We start from the raw sequence: 17,766 nt of genomic DNA on the forward strand, positions 1-17,766 counted from the left end.
CCTGTCTTTGTTGACAATCTGGCTGTTGTAGCGGCAATCGCATCGCAGCCGGATGCGCGAACTCTTGTTTCGCGTGCCCGGTTTTTGCTGCAAAATAACGCCCATCGATTCATGATCCTCTCGTCCCGTCGCATGTCCAAGTTCCGTTTGCGTCCTGCCATCAATACAAGCATCGTTCTGTCAGGACTGCTCGCTGCACTCTGTGCCGCGCCCGTGCTGGCGGATGACGCAGCCGATATCAACAAGCTCATGCGCGCCGGCCAGTATGGCGAGGCCTTGGGCAAGGTCGATGCCTCGCTCGCCCGTACGCCCCGCGATGCGCAATTGCGTTTTCTGAAAGGCGTGATCCTGGCCGAGCAGAACAAGTCCGCCGAAGCCATCGCCGTCTTCAGCAAGCTGACGGAAGATCATCCGACCCTGCCGGAACCGTACAACAACCTCGCCGTGCTGTATGCGGCATCCGGCCAGTATGACAAGGCGCGGGCCGCGCTCGATTCGGCGATCCGCACCAATCCAACCTACGCCACCGCCTACGAGAATCTCGGGGACGTGCATGCGAAGCTCGCCAGCCAGGCTTACGACAAGGCGCTGCAGCTCGATTCCGGCAATTCGGCGGCCAAGTCCAAGCTGACACTGATGCGCTCGCTGGTCAGCGTCAACGGCCTGGCCGGCAACGTCAAGCCGTCAGCCATTCCGCAGAAGCAGCCCGAGCCGATCGTGGCATCGGCACCCAAGCCCGCACCGGCGCCGGCCGCAACGCCGGCTCCGGCGCCCGCACCTGCGCCAGTTCCTGCGGCCAAGCCGGCGGAGCAGGTCGCCGCTGCCAAGCCTGTCCCCGCGAAGCCCGAGAAGCAGGACAAACAGGAGAAGCAGGAAGCTGCCAAGGAATCGAAACCGGCAGCCAAACCTGCGCCTGACAACAATGGCGAGCGCGACGACGTCATCGATGCCGTGCGCGATTGGGCAAAGGCCTGGAGCGCACAGGACGTGAAGGGATATCTGGCCGCTTACGGCAGTGATTTCCAGGTGCCGAACGGGCAGGCCCGCAAGGCATGGGAAGAAGAGCGCCGCAGCCGCATCGCCGGCAAGGGACGCATCAACGTAAAGATCGAATCGCCGCAGGTCAGCGTCAGTGGCAACACGGCCACCGTGAAATTCCGGCAGGTCTACCTGTCGGATCAGCTGACCGCCAATACCCGCAAGACCCTGGTGCTCACCAAGCAGGCCGGGAAATGGAAGATCAAGCAGGAAAGCACGGGCGGTTGATGTTCTGCTTTCGACCTCATCAGCCGCTCATCCGGCGCGGAATGCTCGTCGGCCTGTCCTTCGCGCTTGCGACCGGCTGGAGCCTGTCCGGCCCTGCAGCGGCCACCAGCCCTGCGGTGCGGGAGGCAATGCAGGCGCTGGCTTCCAAGCCGAACCCCGAAGTTCTTCTGATCGAAGTCTACAAGGAACTCGGCGCCAATCATCTGCGCACCGCCCTTGAGAAGGCCGACCGGCTGGTCGAAGCCTATCCGAACTTCCGCCTCGGCCATCTGATCCGCGGCGACCTGCTGCTGATGCACAGCAGGCCGGTGACCACACTGGGCGCCGTGGACGGCCCCGAGGACAAGCTCAAGAATCTTCGCGAAGAAGCGATGGTGCGTCTCAAGTCCCTGCGCGAACGCCCCGACCCGGATCTGATTCCGCGCCAGGTGCTTCAGCTGCGCGACGACCAGAAGCATGTGCTGCTGGTCGATGCCAAACGCTCCCGGCTCTATGTGTATGCCCACCAGGCAGGAAAGCTGAAGCTGGTCAGCGATTACTACATCAGCCAGGGCAAGTACGGCGTCAACAAGCTCAAGGAAGGCGACCAGAAAACCCCGATCGGCATCTATTACATCACCAGCCGGCTTTCCGGCGCCCGCCTGCCGGACTTCTACGGTTCGGGCGCGCTGCCCATCAACTATCCGAACGAGTGGGATAAGCTGAACGGCCGCAGCGGTTCCGGCATCTGGCTGCACGGTACGCCTTCCGACAGCTTCAGCCGCCCGCCGCTGTCGTCGGACGGCTGCGTCGTGCTGACCAATCCCGACCTGCACAGGCTGTCGAACTCGGTCGAGATCGGCAAGACGCCCGTCGTGATCAGCGAGACGATCGACTTCGTCAACAAGACCAAGTGGGACAATGACCGCGCCGCCGCCGCCCGCATTCTCGAAGGTTGGCGCCAGGACGTGGAAAGCATGGATTCCGCGCGCATTGCCCGCAATTATTCGCGCCAGTTCAAGTCCGACCGCGGGGAAGACGTCGATGTCTGGCTCGGCAAGCACCAGCAGTCGCTCGGCAATGTCAAGGCATTGAAGCTGGTCCTGCGCGACATGACGCATTTCTTCTATCCCGGCCGCGATGACATGATCGTCAGTACGTTCACCCAGGAAACAATGATAGGGAAGAGCAAGAGCACCCTGCGCAAGCGCCAGTACTGGACAAGGGAAGGCGCAAGCTGGAAAGTCCTGCATGAAGTGACTTTGTGATGCCGATAGGAAGGGTTCGTCCGCATCATGCGGAATCGTGTCTTTTTCCTGCGGCCATGTTGCCTGGCATCCATCTTCTCGCTGCCGGTTTCTGATCGGCTGACTCCTTTCTGGCCAAGTCCGCAGTTCCATCCGGTGCCATGCCTTGGCCGGATATGAGCCAACTCAAGCGCCCGAGCGATTGCGCATCGGAGACATGGCAAATCGCAACTCTCTCCTCTATGCTGTTGAACCACTGAAGTACCACGTTGTCTTTCCTGACATAAGTAACCGTTACATCAGGCGAGTTCAACATGCGGTGCCCATATTGCGGAGCGGAAAAAACCGCCCAGATCTGCGCGCGGTGCGACCGTTCGCATGCCGCCCGCACTGTGTCGATAAATACATCCAGTCCAGCGGCTGCCATGTCCCGGCCGAGCCCCATGCGCCCGCCTGACAGGAGAGCCGTTCCAGCAGCGTCACTGCCGGGAACGGCGGTCGCTGCATTGCTTCGGAGGACACGTTACTTGACCGGATTTTCTTCACCGATTCCCAAACCGGATGCTGCGGCGCCAGGCCGCAATGCGCCACATGCGGAAACTCCGCATGTGGGCGCGGCGCAGCCGTTGAAGGAAGGTAATCCGGTCCATACGGAAGAGCGCCCCAAGCGGGAAGCTTTCGATGCGTCCGCATACCGCGCCAACCCCCTGCCTCCGAATCCGGCTTATGAAGAATTCCAGCGCGAGTACGCGGCACGCTATGCCGCCTACAGCGAACCCATGGCCAGCCGGCGGCGCAGGGGTTTCCGTGCAATTCATATGGCGCTGATTTTCACGCTCGGTGCCGCGGCCGGCCTGGGAGGTGCTTGGTGGGCAGATTCCGCTGACCGGCACTCGGCTCAGTCCTCGCCGGTGCCTGGCATCGTTGCAGCCAAACCCGACTTGCCGCCGTACGAAGAATTGCTTCGCCGGAAAAATACGCAGGCGCCGCAAGAGGTGCAAGGAGCATCGGGCGCAACCGCCGCATCAGAACCGCAGGGCGTGCGCGGGATCCGTTCCAGCGAGTTGCCATATGACGGCAGGCCGCCCGAGGCGATGGAGGAATCGCTTGCCTCGGCAGCGCCGGCGTTGACTCCGGCACCGCTATCGTCGGCAGCAGTATCGTCAGGCGGCAGCGACACGGAAGAAAGCGTGGCACCGGCACCGACACCAGCCAGAGGCGCATCGAGTTCGGCTGCGGCGCCGGAGGCATCGCGCAAGCCCGCCGTATCGCCTGATGCGGCGTCGGCAAGCCGGGCCAAGCAGGCCGATGACAAGGCATCCGCTGCAGCCGCGTCTTCCAAGCGGACGACAGTGGCGAAGAATGCGAAGAGCCAGGAGATTGAGCGCATCCGGCGCCAGGCTGACGAGGAGTTGAAAAAGAAGAACGGCACGGCGCGGCGCGGCGACGATGAACGCAATACATCTCAAGCGGCGCAGAAGAAAGAAAGCGGCAACCCGCCGGCCAGCACGCTGGCTTCGGCTACCAACTACAAGGCCTTGCTCGCGCAATGCGAAGCGGCGTCGAACATCTTCCGGCGCGAACAATGCAAATGGAAGCTCTGTAACGGCATGTGGGGCAAGAACGGCTGCCCGTCCTACGCCAAGCCGAACAGTGTTTACAACTATTGATTGTTAGAACAAAGTATTCACTTCCATGCGTCCCGCGAAGACCGGGAAGCGGCAGTGTGCACTGCCACTATTGCTTCTTCATCTGCCTTCGGCATCCCGAAGCGCATCATCGTTAACCACGTCCTTGCCGAATTCTCCAAACCACTTTAAGCGGTCTGTTAAGACTTGTTGCGCCGTTTGTACATCGTATGTACATCGGTAAATACTAAGTAGCATTTCCTGCTGAAAAGTTCGAACATTGTTTAAATAAACATTTGCCGTCAGGGAAGTTTGTTGTACTATGTTCGTACATTCTGTTAAAGGAATTTCTATGAAGACTGCAATACGCAAGATGGGTAATTCACAGGGAATATTGATTCCCAAACCGTTCTTGTTGCAGACCGGTCTTGATATCGGCGAGGTGGACATCGACGTGGAAAACGACACGATCGTGATCCGCAAGCCGAAGAAAAAATCGCGTGAAGGCTGGGCCGAGGCCTGCCAGAAAATCGCGGCGAGCACGGCGGAACAGGCAATTGCATGGCCGCTGATCACGAATGACGCAGAAGCTGGATTTACATGGTAAAGCGCGCCGATGTATGGCTGGTTGACTTCGAAAAACCGGTCGGTAGTGTGACGCAGCAGCGCTGGCCCTGCGTCATCGTGTCCCCCGAAGAAATGGACGAATACCTGAGCACGCTGATCGTGGCGCCGATGAGCACGCACGACATGCCGGCGCCGTTCAGGATTCCCGTCATGTTCATGGGCAAGCAGGGGCTCATTATGCTTGACCAGATCCATACGCTGGAAAAAGCGCGGTTGATAAGGAAGCTTGGTGTGATCGGCGATGACACCATGGCTAAGACTCTCGAAGTATTACAAGAAGTTTTCGCTTATTAAGATAAGGACGACTCACATGGCCAACGACTACCTGTCCGAGATTCGCGATGTCAATCTCAGCTACCTGATGATTGCTCAGCAGATGATCCGCGACGATCGCGCCGAAGCCATTTTCCGGCTCGGCATCAGCGGCGAAATCGCCGACCTGATCGCGGGCATGAGCAATGCGCAGGTTCTGAAGATGGCGAGCTGCAATGTCATGCTTTCCCGCTTCCGCTTCAACGATACCGCCATCCTTTCCACGCTGCTGCGCGACAAGGCGGGTGCGGCGGCGGCTCCTGTGCATGCATCGATCATCATGGCTTCGCAGGCGCCGGAAGCTCTGGTCTGACGAGCGACTGGCGTGACCATCTGCAAGCGCCGCGGCCGAATGTCCTTATCGCCTCTTTCCGCCGAATGCGGAAAGAGGACGGTAACGCACACGCGTGCTTGTGCATGGTCTCTCCGGGATTCCGATTTCAACGCCGGCTGGCACGGAGGTTGAAATGCATGCCCTGGATGTCGTCGACAATCCTCTGCAATGGGAAACCGAACGTCAGAACCGGATTCTCCAGGAAGCCGCTGAACAGAGAAAGAAGCTCGCCCCCGGAGCCGCGGGACATGCTCCGCAGCGCAAGGACGGAGCAGCCGTCAGGAAGGAAGCGGCGGCGCCGAACGACGGCGCGCAGAAGAGCTTCATCGGCGACGTCGACCGTCTTCGCGACTACTGGATCGACAAGGTCCTGCGCATTCCGCGCATCCGTTCCGCACTGATCCCTCTTGATGATGAAAGCGAAGGCGAACTCTGGAGCAAGCCGCTTTCGCTGAGGAAAGCGGATATCGAACCCTTTGCCTCGTTCTTCCGCGGTTATTGCCGCTCCCGACTGTTCCTCGAGCCGGTGACCCTGCGTGGCGGGCAAATTGAAGGCAGCGAAGCGCTGCAGCTCGATTTCCCGGTGCGTGCGCTGTTTGAACTCAGGGGCTTCAACCCCGCGCTCATCTTCGATCCGCCGGTGCAGATCGATGCGCAGATCGAATTCCACGACCTTGAAGAGGACCTGCGCGATTGCCGTGATCATGCGCGGATGCGCCTCTTGATCGAGACGGCGGAAAACATGCACGACAAGCAGCTCGAGCAGGCTGTCGCCAAGGGGCGTGAGATGGGCGATGCGCTGCATGATGCCCTGATGGGCGAGGGGCATGTGAATCTCATCCGCGCATGGGAGCGCGTGCACCAGCGCAAGCCCAGCATTCAGGAACTGCACCTCATGCTGACGACCGGGCGCATCAATGTCGAGCAGCGGCAGGAGGCGACATCCCCCAGGCCGCGTCCGGCACCTGTGGCTGAAGCAAGACCCGTGGAAACGGCGCCGGTAAAGTCGATTCCGGTTCCGCGGCGGACCTTTGCGTCCCAGGCGCCTGCCATTCCCGTTGAAGTTGATGTGCTGGAGCAGGAAGCGGGCGCCCTCGCTTCTGGAAGCAAGGCTTCGTCAAAAGACGGCAAGGCATCCTCATCGTCCCGTACCCGCCAGATCCTTCTCTATCTTCTTCATGCAGCGGTCGGCACGGCCGCGCTGGCTGCCTATACCTGGTATTTCTAGGTCGGTGAACTGAACAGGTTTGATGCGGTAATCAGTGCGTTCCCGCCCTTTCAAGGGCGGCCGGCGAGGTGGAGGAGCAGGGTGGGGATGGGTTTAGCGACCCGCGTCAAACCCATCCCCACCCCAACCCTCCCCTTGAAGGGGAGGGGGCAAGGGTTTCGTGGTGCATGAGGCGCCTACGGACTCGGAATGCCTCGAAATACGGGGAACAAAACAGAAAAGGGTCTAAGCTTTCACTTAGACCCTTCTAATTCTGGTAGGCCGTGCGGGACTCGAACCTGCGACCAACGGATTAAAAGTCCGCTGCTCTACCAACTGAGCTAACGACCCAACGAGGCCCGCATTATAGCAACAATCTCCGGATTTGGAAGGCCAAGAGGGAAAAAGTTTTCGCGTGGTAAGAATTTTCGCTGTGGGGACATGTGCCGCTGCCGTGTGCGTCGGTTTGGGCAATGAACTCGCGGCAGCGATTCTGCGCATTCGCTCGCAGCATGAAAACGCCTTGGAGCCTGTTCAAGACAGTAGCGAGCGGCTTGAGTTCGGTACGAGGAGCGCTCGCATACGCGAGGAACGCAGGGCACCGCAGTAAATCTTCAAACAGGCTCTTCGGCGCCGGTTCCAATTTTGTTGTTACATGGCACTGATCAGCTTGATGCCGATGTCACCTTCAGCACCTCGTCGGCAGTGGTGAGGCCTTCGGCGATCTTCAGCGCGCCGGCGATGCGCAGCGGCTTCATGCCGTCGCTGATGCTCTGACGGCGCAGCGCATGGATGTCGGTTGCTTCCTTGATCAGCTTGGAGAAGGGCTGGGTGATGGTGAGAAGCTCGTACAGGCCGGTGCGGCCGCGATAACCGGTCTGGCGGCATTCCGGGCAGCCGACCGGGCGGTAGACCGTCTTGGGCCTGGGCAGCGTCCAGCCTTCGGACAGTCCGTTCCAGACGTCGTCGTTCAATTCACCATCCGGCTTCTTGCAGTCCGGGCACAGCGTGCGCACCAGCCGCTGGGCCATGATGCCGATCAGGGTCGCTTCCAGCAGATAGTAGGGCACGCCGAGTTCGAGCAGACGCATTACCGCCGAGGGCGCATCGTTGGTATGCAGGGTCGACAGCACGAGGTGGCCGGTCAGCGCCGCCTGGATCGCCATCTCGGCCGTTTCCAGGTCGCGGATTTCGCCGACCATGATGATGTCAGGGTCCTGCCGCATCAAGGCGCGCACGCCGTCGGCAAAGGACAGGTCGATGCCGTGCTGGACCTGCATCTGGTTGAAGCTGCCTTCCACCATCTCGATCGGGTCCTCGACGGTGCAGACGTTCACTTCGGAGGTGGCCAGCGCCTTCAGCGTGGTGTACAGCGTGGTGGTTTTGCCGGAGCCGGTAGGGCCAGTGACGAGGATGATGCCATGCGGCCGGGCTGTCAGCGCATCCCAGCGCTTTGCGTCATCCGGAGGAAAGCCAAGTTCGGGCAGCGTCTTGACCACGACCTCGGGATCGAAGATACGCATCACCAGCTTTTCGCCGAAGGCGGTGGGCAGCGTGGACAGGCGCAGCTCGATCTCCTGTCCGCCGGCGGTGCGCGTCTTGATACGGCCATCCTGCGGACGGCGCTTTTCAATCACATCCATGCGGCCGAGCAGCTTGACGCGCGCGGTCATCGCAATCATCACCGCGATCGGCACCTGGTAGACCTGGTGCAGCACGCCGTCGATGCGGAATCGGATCGCGCCGAGGTCGCGCTTGGGTTCGAGATGGATGTCGGAGGCGCGCTGCTCGAAGGCGTACTGCCACAGCCAGTCGACGATGTTGACGATGTGCTGGTCATTCGCATCGAGCGTCTTGTTGCTCTTGCCGAGTTCGACCAGCTGTTCGAAATTGCTGCGCAGGGACACATCCTGGTTGCCGAACTTGTTGGCGCCCTTGATGGACTTGGCCAGCGTGAAGAACTGCGCGGTGTACTGCGCGATGTCGAGCGGATTGGCGACCACCAGCCGCACGCTGCGCCGGGTGATCTTCGCAATCTCGGCTTCCCATTCGACCGCCAGCGGCTCGGCGGTGGCGATCACCACGTCGGTGGGCGTGAGTTCCACCGGCAGGATGTTGAAGCGGCTTGCATAGGTGGCCGACATCACATCGGCCACCTTGGTGAAGTCGATCTTCAGTGGGTCGATGCGGAAGAACGGCAGCTTCACCTTGCCGGCCATCCATTCGCTCAGCCAGTCGAGCGTCAGCAGCCGGTGGGGCGGCGCGGCCGACTGCAGCTTGCACTGCGCCACCGCGGTCAGCGGATGCATGGCGACGGTGGCGTTGCGCAGCAGCGCCTGCGCCTGGTTGAAGAGCGCTTTCGCATCCGCCTTGGCCACGATGCCGTCGGCAAGCAGCCAGCTGAAAATCTGCTGCAGGTCGATGGCGCGGGCCGCGGGCTTTGCCGCCGGGGCGCCGGCCTGATCGAGTCTTGCGTTCATGGCTTTTCCAGTTTTTCCAGGCGCAGCTTGTGCCAGGCCTGCATGCCGTTGACCCAGGACTTGGTCGGCAGCCTGGTGGCGGCGGTGATTTGCGCGGCGCGCTCGTGCAGGACCTTGAAGTCGAGTTCCGGCTTGGTCTTGAAGGCGACCACCACCACGTTGCCCTCATGGACGGGCGCCAGGCACAGCGTATCCGCGAATGCGTAGCGCATCGCCTTGTAATTCTTGTTGTAGCTGGGATGGTCGCCGAACAGGTTGACCGTCATGATGCCGTGCGGCTTGAGGCAGGCGGCGCAGGCTTCGTAGAATTCCGGCGTATCCAGCACCGGTCCTTTGACGGTGGCATCGTAGAGATCGACCTGAAGCGCATCAAGCGTGCCGTGGTTGGCCGGATCGGTGACGAATTCCATTGCATCCATTTCGCGTATCGACAGCCGCTCGTCTTCCTGCGGCAGCTTGAACATGGAATGGCAGACCGTGATGACGCCGGGATTGAGTTCGACCGCCGTCACCCGCGCTTCCGGAAACTGCCGGTAGCAGAACTTGGTGAGCGCGCCGGTGCCGAGGCCGAGCTGGGCGATATGGGCGGGCTGCTCGATGAACAGCATCCACGACATCATCTGCTGCGCATATTCCAGCTCGATCCAGTCGGGCTTGCGCTTGCGCATCGCGCCCTGTACCCACTCGGTGCCGAAATGAAGGAAGACCACGCCGTTCTGTTCGGACAGGGTGATGGGTGCGAACTTGGGTTTGCGCGGGGCCTTGGCCTTGGCGGCAGTTTCCGGTTTCCCGGACTTGCCGGGGCCGGCCTTGCGGTTGGCTTGCGCTTCCATGGAATTGCGTTTGATGAGCATGGCGATCAGGTAATCTGCCGTGCGCCGGGAAGGCGGACGGTAAAAAATGTTTCTGTCATTCTACAGAATGATGTTCTTCCATTGCGCCAGTTTTTCCTCGAAGGAAAGCTGGGCGTTGGCGGGCGAGGACGAAGGCAGCACCAGTGTTTCAAATCCGGCCTCGGCGAAGTAGGGTGCGTACTTGCCGGACGTCTTGCCATTGAAGCAAACCCGGTGCAGCTCCGGCGCCTCATGCCTGAGCATGGCGAAGTCGTTGGCCTGGGCCTGCCGGATGTCGGCATCGAGGCTGCCTTCGCGCTCGCACAGGGCGATGACGTCCCACAGGCCGATGCGATGGCCCAGCAGCCGGGCCAGCCGCTGCTCGTAGGGCAGGCCGGCAATCGGATCATCCAGCACGGCTGAAAGCAGGCGCCAGAACTGGTTGCGCGCGTGGGCATAATATTGCTGCGCCGCAAGCGAGGCGGCGCCGGGGAAGCTGCCGAGGATCACGATGCGCGTGGACTGGTCGAGTACTGGCGGAAAGCCGGCCAGCAGGGCGCCCTGCGTCATCGGAATCGGGGTCGGAGTGAAGGGCATGCCTGCATTGTAGCCGCTGCGGCACGACCGCCGCCGGGACGCTGGTTTAATATGTCGTTATCGGAAAGACCACTACCGGGAGAAAACATGTCCAGAAAGGTCATCCTCATCACCGGCGGCAGCCGCGGGATCGGCGCCGCGACCGCCCAGCTGGCCGCTACCCAGGGGTATGCGGTCTGCATCAGCTATCTCAACAATCGCGCTGCAGCGGACGAAGTCGTGCAGGCCATCCTCAATGCGGGCGGCGAGGCGATCGCGGTGCAGGCGGACGTCTCCTCCCAGGAAGACGTCATCCGGCTGTTCGGCGCGGTCGACCAGTCGCTCGGCGACATCGGCGCGCTGGTCAACAATGCCGGCATCCTCGAACACCAGATGCGCCTGGAAGACATGGATGCCGGGCGGCTGGCCCGGGTCTTCGCCACCAACGTGACAGGCAGCTTCCTCTGCGCGCGCGAGGCAGTCCGCCGCATGTCGACCGCGCGCGGCGGCAATGGCGGCGCCATCGTCAACATATCGTCGATTGCCGCCAAGCTGGGCGCGCCGAACGAATATGTCGATTACGCCGCATCGAAGGCCGCGATCGACGCAATGACCATCGGCCTGGCCAAGGAAGTGGCGAACGAAGGCATTCGCGTCAATGCCGTGCGGCCCGGCGTCATCTATACGGAAATCCATGCAAGCGGCGGCGAGCCAGGGCGGGTCGACCGCGTGAAGGAAGCCGTGCCGATGAAGCGCGGCGGCGATGCGCTCGAAGTGGCCAATGCCATCCTTTGGCTGCTGTCCGATCAGGCTTCCTACACCACGGGTTCGTTCATCGATGTCGCCGGCGGCCGTTAGCAGCGGTAATGGCGGTAATGGGGCCGACCGTGCCTGCATGTTCCTCTGGCATGGCAGGGCGCTGATCGTCGGGCCGGGCATCGATTCCTCGCCGCATGCGCATTTCGCGGTGCAGCTGACCCTCGGTCTGGACGGGCCCTTCCGCGCCCGCCTGGGAGAAGATCAGCCCTGGCTGGAAACCAGCGCCGCGGTCTTTGCACCCAACCAGGCGCACCAGCTCGACTGCGGCGGTGCGACGCTGGCGCACCTGTTCGTCGAGATGCCGCTGCGCCAGCGGGCGATCGGCACCGTCATGCCTGCGCAGTATCATGCCTTGCCGCATTTTGCGTCGATTCGCAGCGCGCTCGATGCCGCGCGCAGGGGCGGACTCGGCGTGGAAAACGCGGCGCAGGCGGCCGAGCAGTGGATCGCCTGCGCGGTGCCGCAGGCGTTTTCGCCGGCCGCTTGCGATGCCCGCATCGCGGCCGTGCTGGAGTGGATTGCCGCGCATCCCGGCAGCGAGCCGAGCGGTGCCGAGCTGGCCGAGCGGGTGCATCTGTCGGAGAGCCGCTTCACGCATCTGTTCCGCCAGCAGACCGGCATGTCGCTGTCGCGCTACCTGCTGTGGACGCGCCTTCTTGCCGGGGTGGCGGCCGTGGCCCGGGGCGACAGCGTGACCGCCGCTGCCCATGAAGCCGGCTTTGCCGACCTGGCGCACATGAGCCGCAGCTTCCGCAATACCTTCGGCGTCATGCCGTCGGAACTGCAAAAGATGACGATTGCGTTCAAGCAGATTGCGCAGTGAAGTCCTAAGATGATGATGAGCGGGCAAAGAGAACCGCCTTACATTAGAACTAGGAGACTGTCATGGAAACTGTTGCGCAACGTCAGGTCGATGCCCTGCTGGACAAATACGGCGAGAGCCACCGCCATCCCGTCAATGAAGTGATTCACTGCATCTGCATCCCGGCCATCATCTTTTCCTTTCTCGGCCTGCTGTGGGCCCTGCATCCGCTGGCAGCGCTGGCCGTCTCGGCCGTTTCCCTTGTTTATTACCTGCGTCTGTCGGTGTCCTTCGCGCTCGGCATGCTGCTGATGTCGGGCGTCATGCTGTGGATACTCTCGCTGCTGCCGCAGTCGCAGGTGCTGGCCGTTTCGCTGGCGGTATTCGTCGTGTCCTGGATCGGCCAGTTCATCGGCCACAAGATCGAGGGCAAGAAGCCGTCATTCTTCGACGACCTGCGCTTCCTGCTGATCGGCCCGCTGTTCGTGCTGGCCATCCTGTACCGCCGCATGCGCATTGCTTACTGACTGCTGCATTCTCCCGAACAAGATGAAGATCGCAATCTTCGGCGCCGGCTCGATCGGCGTCTACGTCGGCGTTTCCCTGCTGGCGGCCGGCGCGGATGCCGTTCTGATAGGGCGCTCGCGCATGCGCGAGCGCATTGCTCGCGGCGGCGTGCGGCTGACCGGTCTGCGCGGCACGGATCTGCATGTCGAGGCCGGGCGCATTACCTTCGAAGAGAATGCACAGGCACTGGGTGATGCCGACCTGATCCTGGTCACGGTCAAGAGCGCCGATACGGCCGACGCGGCCGAAAGCATTCGGCTCCATGCTCATCCCGATGCACTCGTGATCAGCCTGCAGAACGGCATCGGCAATGCCGATGTCCTGCGTGCCGCGCTGCCGGGACAGCGCGTGCTGGCCGGCATGGTGCCTTTCAATGTCGTGCAGATGGACAGCAGCCGCTTTCACCGCGGCACCGAAGGCGAACTGATGGTGGAGGCGTCGCCGAGGCTGGCGCCCTGGCTGGAGCTTTTCCGAAAGGCTGGCCTGCCGCTGCTTGAACGCGAGGATTTCACCGCCGTGCAGTGGGGCAAGCTGCTGCTGAACCTGAACAATCCCGTCAATGCGCTGTCCGGCCTGCCGCTGAAGGCGGAATTGTCACAGCATGATTACCGGCGCTGCCTGGCGCTGCTGATCGGCGAGGCGCTGTCGGTGCTGAAGGCGGCCGGCATCAGGCCGGCCAAAATAGCGAAGGTGGCGCCCGGCATGCTGCCCGTGCTGCTGCGGCTGCCGGATTTCCTCTTCACCCGGGTTGCCGGCGCCATGCTTAACATCGATCCGCAAGCGCGTTCATCGACGTGGGAAGACTTGCAGGCCGGACGGCGCACCGAGGTGGATTACCTGAACGGCGCGGTGGTGAATCTGGCGCAGGCTCACGGACGGCAGGCGCCGGCGAATGCGCGCATTGCCGCGCTGGTCCGCGAAGCGGAGCAGGGCAGCGGGCGGCAGTTCAGCGGCAGGGAGTTGCTGGCGGCGTTGCGAACCATGCCTGATGCCGCAGGAAATGTCGTCCATGCCGCCGAGCGGTGACAGCGCCGGCGCTCATGCCGGCTTCATCGCCGCCCATGCGGCATCCGCAAATATCTCCCGATAGGCCTTGATGTCGGTTTTCGCCCGGCCCGACAGCCACAGCCGCGCGTAGTCGTGCGCCGGGCCGGTCATCAGCGAGCCGTAGAGCTCCACCGGCAGTTTCCTGATCCGGCCGGCCTCGATATGCGGCTGAAACCATTGCAGTACCGATTGAAGATGCGCACGCGTCTGCTCGCGCAGTTCCTCGGCCATGCCGCCTCTGGCCAGCGCGCTGCGCCCGTAGAGCACGAAGCGCGCCTTGTCGGGGTTGGCGGCGACCCAGTCGACATAGGCATGGGTGATTGCGCGCACCCCCTGTTCGGCCGTGCCGGCTGCGTCCAGCAACTCCTGCTGATAGGCATGATGCTCCGTCAGCGCCGCCACATAAAGCGCCGCGGCGATGCTCTCCTTGTTGCCGAAGTGATGGTACATGCTGCCGATGCTGGCGCCCGAGCGCTCGCGGATCATGTCGATGGTGGTGGCCTCGATGCCGTGTTCGGTGAAACAGGCGAGGGCGGCATCAAGGATTTCCTGCTTTCTGCTTTTCTTTTCGACGGACATTTCCAGCTCTGCATGACGTGGTGAATTCCGGATTGACTAGAATATTATTCTAGAATACGATTCTAGAGCGGTATTCTGCCAATGCGACGAACTGGAACCATACCGCGACTGCGCGGCAGCGGCAATTTCTGCCGTCATCCCATTCATGAAGGAGCAGAAATGAACAACACCCTGGCCCTGTATCAGCAGATGGGCAAAGAGGCTTTCGGCAAGGCGGTAACGCAGTTCGCCCCTTACTTCTCGACCATCGCGCCGAGCTTCACCGACCTGCGTCCCGGCTTTGCCGAAGTGCGCTTCGCCAATCGGCGCGAAGTGCACAACCATATCGGCACGGTCCATGCGATCGCCTTGTGCAACGCCGCCGAACTGGCCGCCGGCACCATGACGACGGTGTCGCTTGCGGAGGGGCGGGAATGGATACCGGTCGGCATGAACGTGCAGTACCTGGCCAAGGCGAAAACCGACATGCGTGTCGTGGCCGACGGTGCCGGGGTCGACTGGAACCATACCGGCAATGTCGAGGTGCCGGTGGATGCCTTCGATACCGAAGGCAAGCGGGTCCTCACCGCGACCATCACGATGAATTTAAGATAAGCGACCACGACTGGAAGACATCATGAATCTGCTGTTTCGCATGCTGTACGTGCTGCTGTCCACGCTGTTCCGGCCGCGCATCGGGACCGATGAATTTGGAAGCCGGCTTCGCCTGCGCACCTTGCCGAACGATCTCGACATCAACCTGCACATGAACAATGGCCGCTACCTGACCATCTGCGACTTGAACCGCGTGGACCTGTTCATCCGCTCCGGACTGGCGAAGCAGATGCTCAAGCGCAAATGGATGCCGATGATCGCCGACCACACCATGACCTACAAGAAGCCGTTGAAGCTGTTCGAGCCCTTCGAGGTCGAACTGGCCGTGACGCACTGGGATGCGAAGTACTTCTACATGACGCATACCTTCACCGCGGGAGGCAGGGTAGCGGCGGTGGGAACGTCGAAAGGCGTGATCCGCTCGCGCGAGGGCGTGGTGGATCCGGGGCTGGTGATGGAAGCGGTGGGACTGGCGGGCCGGATGCCGGGTACGGCGGCCTGAAGGGCCGAAGTTCGAAAGCACCATGCCAAAGTAAAAATCAAGCTGCACAAAGAAAAAGGAGCGGGCCATCGGCGCCGCTCCTTTTTTCATCAGGCATTTGGCAGCATGCGCTGCCGTGATTTACTTGCCCGCCATGCCGAGCAGCATGTCGTTGAGCCGCTTGACGAAGCCTGCCGGATCGGCCAGGTTGCCGCCTTCGGCCAGCGTTGCCTGGTCGAACAGGATATGCGACCAATCGTCGAACTTGGCTTCCTCATACTTCAGGCGCTGCACCAGCGCATGGTCGGGATTGATTTCCAGGATGGGTTTGGATTCCGGCGCATTCTGGCCGGCGGCCTTCAGCATGCGCAGCAGGTTGCCGGACAGTTCATGCTCGTCCGCCACCAGGCAGGCCGGTGAATCGGTCAGGCGGAAGGTCACTCGCACATCCTTGGCCTTGTCCGCCAGCGCGGTCTTCATCTTCTCGACCAGTTCCTTGTACTGGGACTCGGTTTCCTCATGCTGCTTCTTCTCGGCTTCGTCTTCCAGCTTGCCGAGATCGAGGTCGCCCTTGGCCACAGAGGCGAGTTCCTTGCCCTCGACTTCATGCAGGAAGGACAGCATCCATTCATCGACTCGGTCGGTCAGCAGCAGGACTTCGACGCCCTTCTTGCGGAAGATCTCCAGGTGCGGGCTGTTCTTCGCGGCCGCATAGTTGTCGGCGGTGACGTAGTAGATCTTGTCCTGGCCTTCCTTCATGCGGCCGATATAGTCGCCAAAGGACACGGTCTGCGCGTCGCTGTCGTTGTGGGTCGAGGCAAAGCGCAGCAGCTTGGCGATGCGCTCCTTGTTGCCCTGATCCTCGCCGATGCCTTCCTTGAGCACCTGGCCGAACTCGGTCCAGAAGGTCGCGTACTTGTCCTTCTGTTCCTGCTCGTCGCCGTTGGCCAGTTCTTCCAGCAGGCCGAGCACGCGCTTGGTCGAACCTTCGCGGATGACCTTGACGTCGCGCGACTCCTGCAGGATTTCGCGGGACACGTTGAGCGGCAGGTCGGCCGAGTCGATCACGCCCTTGACGAAGCGCAGGTAGACCGGCATCAGCTGTTCGGCATCATCCATGATGAAGACGCGCTTCACATACAGCTTGATGCCGCCGCGCTTGTTGCGGTCCCACAGGTCGAAGGGTGCGCGCGCCGGGATGTAGAGCAGCTGGGTGTATTCGCTGCGGCCTTCCACGCGGTTGTGGGTGTAGGCGAGCGGCGCCTCGAAGTCATGCGAGACGTGCTTGTAGAACTCTTCGTACTGTTCCTTGCTGACGTCGGACTTGCTGCGCGTCCAAAGCGCGCTGGCCTGGTTGACGGTCTCGAACTCGTCCCTGACCACGGTCTCCTTTTTCTCCTCATCCCACTCCTCCTTCTGCATCAGGATGGGCAGCGAGATGTGGTCGGAGTACTTGCGGATAACGGACTTGATCTTCCAGATGGAGAGGAATTCATCCTCGCCTTCGCGCAGGTGCAGGGTGATGTCGGTGCCGCGGCCCGGCTTGTCGATCTGCTCGACGCTGAAGTCGCCTTCGCCGGTCGACTCCCAGCGCACGCCCTGGTCGGCCGGCAGGCCGGCGCGGCGGCTGTCGACGGTAATTTTGTCGGCGACGATGAAGGCGGAATAGAAGCCCACGCCGAACTGGCCGATCAGCGCCGCATCCTTCTGCTGGTCGCCGGAGAGACGGGAAAAGAATTCCTTGGTGCCCGACTTGGCGATGGTGCCGAGATGCTCGATGGCCTCGTCGCGGCTCATGCCGATGCCGTTGTCGGAGATGGTGATGGTGCGCGCCGCCTTGTCGAAGGTGACCTTGATCTTCAGTTCGGGATCGTCTTCGAACAGTGCATTGTTGTTGATTGCTTCAAAGCGCAGCTTGTCGGAGGCGTCGGAAGCGTTGGAGATCAGTTCGCGCAGGAAGATTTCCTTGTTGGAGTACAAGGAGTGAATCATCAATTGCAGCAGTTGCTTGACTTCTGCCTGAAAACCCAGGGTTTGCTTTTCGGCTACGGCCATTTTCACCTCGAGAATCTATGTGATGGAGTGGAATAGGCAGCCGGCTCGGATGCCGGTCTGACAATTCCTGCGAGGTGGGGGCTGCCGTGGGGATTTCAAGAGGGAATTTTGGAGATCGTTCGTTGCAGATGATGGCTGTCTTCTCCCCACACGGAGTGAAAGAGAGCTTCGCAAACCATGGTGTGCGCTGCCGTAGCCGGCTCGTCCTGCAATGCAAGCCGCGTCGTGGGTTGCGGAGTAAGGGCTGTTGCGAGGGCGCCTGGCTTGGCAATCCCCCTCACCCCAACCCCTCTCCCGCCTGCGGGAGAGGGGCTATGGAAGCCGAAACGCCTG

The 17,766-nt window shown here is 61.7% G+C and carries 18 protein-coding genes and 1 tRNA gene; 13 read left to right on the forward strand and 6 right to left on the reverse strand.

The genetic code is table 11. The annotated features are described in order from the left end of the window. Positions 1 to 132 precede the first annotated feature (132 nt). From IGW03_RS03230 to IGW03_RS03260, 7 genes are all read left to right on the forward strand, one after another. Positions 133 to 1,266, forward strand: a complete 1,134-nt coding sequence (locus IGW03_RS03230; protein WP_228534928.1) for a nuclear transport factor 2 family protein — start codon at positions 133 to 135, stop codon at positions 1,264 to 1,266. Continuing rightward, entirely contained in the window at positions 1,233 to 2,513 is a 1,281-nt protein-coding gene (locus tag IGW03_RS03235; RefSeq protein WP_228534929.1) for a L,D-transpeptidase family protein, read from the forward strand. The genes IGW03_RS03230 and IGW03_RS03235 overlap by 34 nt, the downstream gene beginning before the upstream one ends. A 506-nt stretch (positions 2,514 to 3,019) precedes the next feature. Beyond that, on the forward strand, positions 3,020 to 4,162 hold the full coding sequence (locus tag IGW03_RS03240; RefSeq protein WP_194721046.1) for a hypothetical protein: 1,143 nt from the start codon (positions 3,020 to 3,022) through the stop codon (positions 4,160 to 4,162). Positions 4,163 to 4,472: 310 nt separating this feature from the next. After that, positions 4,473 to 4,727 (forward strand): AbrB/MazE/SpoVT family DNA-binding domain-containing protein, encoded by a 255-nt coding sequence (locus IGW03_RS03245; protein ID WP_194721047.1) that lies wholly within the window; start codon positions 4,473 to 4,475, stop codon positions 4,725 to 4,727. Next, on the forward strand, positions 4,721 to 5,041 hold the full coding sequence (locus tag IGW03_RS03250) for a type II toxin-antitoxin system PemK/MazF family toxin (RefSeq protein ID WP_194721048.1): 321 nt from the start codon (positions 4,721 to 4,723) through the stop codon (positions 5,039 to 5,041). The genes IGW03_RS03245 and IGW03_RS03250 overlap by 7 nt, the downstream gene beginning before the upstream one ends. Before the next feature lie 16 nt (positions 5,042 to 5,057). After that, on the forward strand, positions 5,058 to 5,372 hold the full coding sequence (gene flhD / locus IGW03_RS03255; RefSeq protein ID WP_194721049.1) for a flagellar transcriptional regulator FlhD: 315 nt from the start codon (positions 5,058 to 5,060) through the stop codon (positions 5,370 to 5,372). Between the two features lie 154 nt (positions 5,373 to 5,526). Continuing rightward, the gene (locus IGW03_RS03260) at positions 5,527 to 6,621 is read left to right on the forward strand and encodes a hypothetical protein (RefSeq protein WP_194721050.1); all 1,095 of its coding nucleotides are present in this window, start codon (positions 5,527 to 5,529) and stop codon (positions 6,619 to 6,621) included. Between the two features lie 254 nt (positions 6,622 to 6,875). On the opposite strand, the gene IGW03_RS03265 is transcribed toward IGW03_RS03260, so the two are convergent. The 4 genes from IGW03_RS03265 to IGW03_RS03280 form a co-directional block, all read right to left on the reverse strand. Then, a tRNA-Lys gene (locus IGW03_RS03265) sits at positions 6,876 to 6,951 on the reverse strand. Positions 6,952 to 7,265: 314 nt separating this feature from the next. Then, positions 7,266 to 9,080, reverse strand: coding sequence for a type IV pilus assembly ATPase TfpB (gene tfpB, locus IGW03_RS03270; protein WP_194721051.1), 1,815 nt, complete (start codon positions 9,078 to 9,080; stop codon positions 7,266 to 7,268). Continuing rightward, positions 9,077 to 9,934 (reverse strand): spermine/spermidine synthase domain-containing protein, encoded by an 858-nt coding sequence (locus IGW03_RS03275; protein WP_194721052.1) that lies wholly within the window; start codon positions 9,932 to 9,934, stop codon positions 9,077 to 9,079. The genes tfpB and IGW03_RS03275 overlap by 4 nt, the downstream gene beginning before the upstream one ends. A gap of 60 nt (positions 9,935 to 9,994) precedes the next feature. Beyond that, positions 9,995 to 10,468: a DNA-deoxyinosine glycosylase gene (locus IGW03_RS03280; RefSeq protein ID WP_194721210.1), complete on the reverse strand. Its 474-nt coding sequence runs from the start codon at positions 10,466 to 10,468 to the stop codon at positions 9,995 to 9,997. Between the two features lie 129 nt (positions 10,469 to 10,597). Between IGW03_RS03280 and IGW03_RS03285 the strand changes: the two genes are divergently transcribed. From IGW03_RS03285 to IGW03_RS03300, 4 genes are all read left to right on the forward strand, one after another. Further along, complete coding sequence (locus IGW03_RS03285) at positions 10,598 to 11,347, forward strand: SDR family oxidoreductase (protein ID WP_194721053.1); 750 nt, start codon at positions 10,598 to 10,600, stop codon at positions 11,345 to 11,347. A 37-nt stretch (positions 11,348 to 11,384) separates the two neighbouring features. Beyond that, a complete protein-coding gene (locus IGW03_RS03290; protein ID WP_194721054.1) occupies positions 11,385 to 12,131 on the forward strand; it encodes an AraC family transcriptional regulator in 747 nt (248 codons plus the stop codon). Positions 12,132 to 12,193: 62 nt separating this feature from the next. After that, on the forward strand, positions 12,194 to 12,637 hold the full coding sequence (locus IGW03_RS03295; protein ID WP_194721055.1) for an Mpo1 family 2-hydroxy fatty acid dioxygenase: 444 nt from the start codon (positions 12,194 to 12,196) through the stop codon (positions 12,635 to 12,637). 22 nt (positions 12,638 to 12,659) lie between these two features. Continuing rightward, positions 12,660 to 13,703: a 2-dehydropantoate 2-reductase gene (locus IGW03_RS03300; RefSeq protein WP_194721056.1), complete on the forward strand. Its 1,044-nt coding sequence runs from the start codon at positions 12,660 to 12,662 to the stop codon at positions 13,701 to 13,703. A gap of 12 nt (positions 13,704 to 13,715) precedes the next feature. Here the strand turns inward: IGW03_RS03300 and IGW03_RS03305 are convergent, their stop codons facing one another. Continuing rightward, entirely contained in the window at positions 13,716 to 14,303 is a 588-nt protein-coding gene (locus IGW03_RS03305) for a TetR/AcrR family transcriptional regulator (RefSeq protein WP_194721057.1), read from the reverse strand. A 159-nt stretch (positions 14,304 to 14,462) separates the two neighbouring features. Here IGW03_RS03305 and IGW03_RS03310 point away from each other — a divergent pair, with 159 nt between their 5' ends. Both IGW03_RS03310 and IGW03_RS03315 read left to right on the forward strand, forming a co-directional pair. Then, entirely contained in the window at positions 14,463 to 14,897 is a 435-nt protein-coding gene (locus IGW03_RS03310) for a hotdog fold domain-containing protein (protein ID WP_194721058.1), read from the forward strand. Between the two features lie 22 nt (positions 14,898 to 14,919). Beyond that, positions 14,920 to 15,399, forward strand: a complete 480-nt coding sequence (locus IGW03_RS03315) for an acyl-CoA thioesterase (protein WP_194721059.1) — start codon at positions 14,920 to 14,922, stop codon at positions 15,397 to 15,399. A gap of 120 nt (positions 15,400 to 15,519) precedes the next feature. Here the strand turns inward: IGW03_RS03315 and htpG are convergent, their stop codons facing one another. Continuing rightward, on the reverse strand, positions 15,520 to 17,433 hold the full coding sequence (gene htpG / locus IGW03_RS03320) for a molecular chaperone HtpG (protein ID WP_194721060.1): 1,914 nt from the start codon (positions 17,431 to 17,433) through the stop codon (positions 15,520 to 15,522). Between the last annotated feature and the right edge of the window lie 333 nt (positions 17,434 to 17,766).

Origin of the sequence: Noviherbaspirillum malthae, assembly GCF_015352985.1 — a bacterium.
Classification (GTDB): Bacteria; Pseudomonadota; Gammaproteobacteria; order Burkholderiales; family Burkholderiaceae_D; genus Noviherbaspirillum; species Noviherbaspirillum malthae.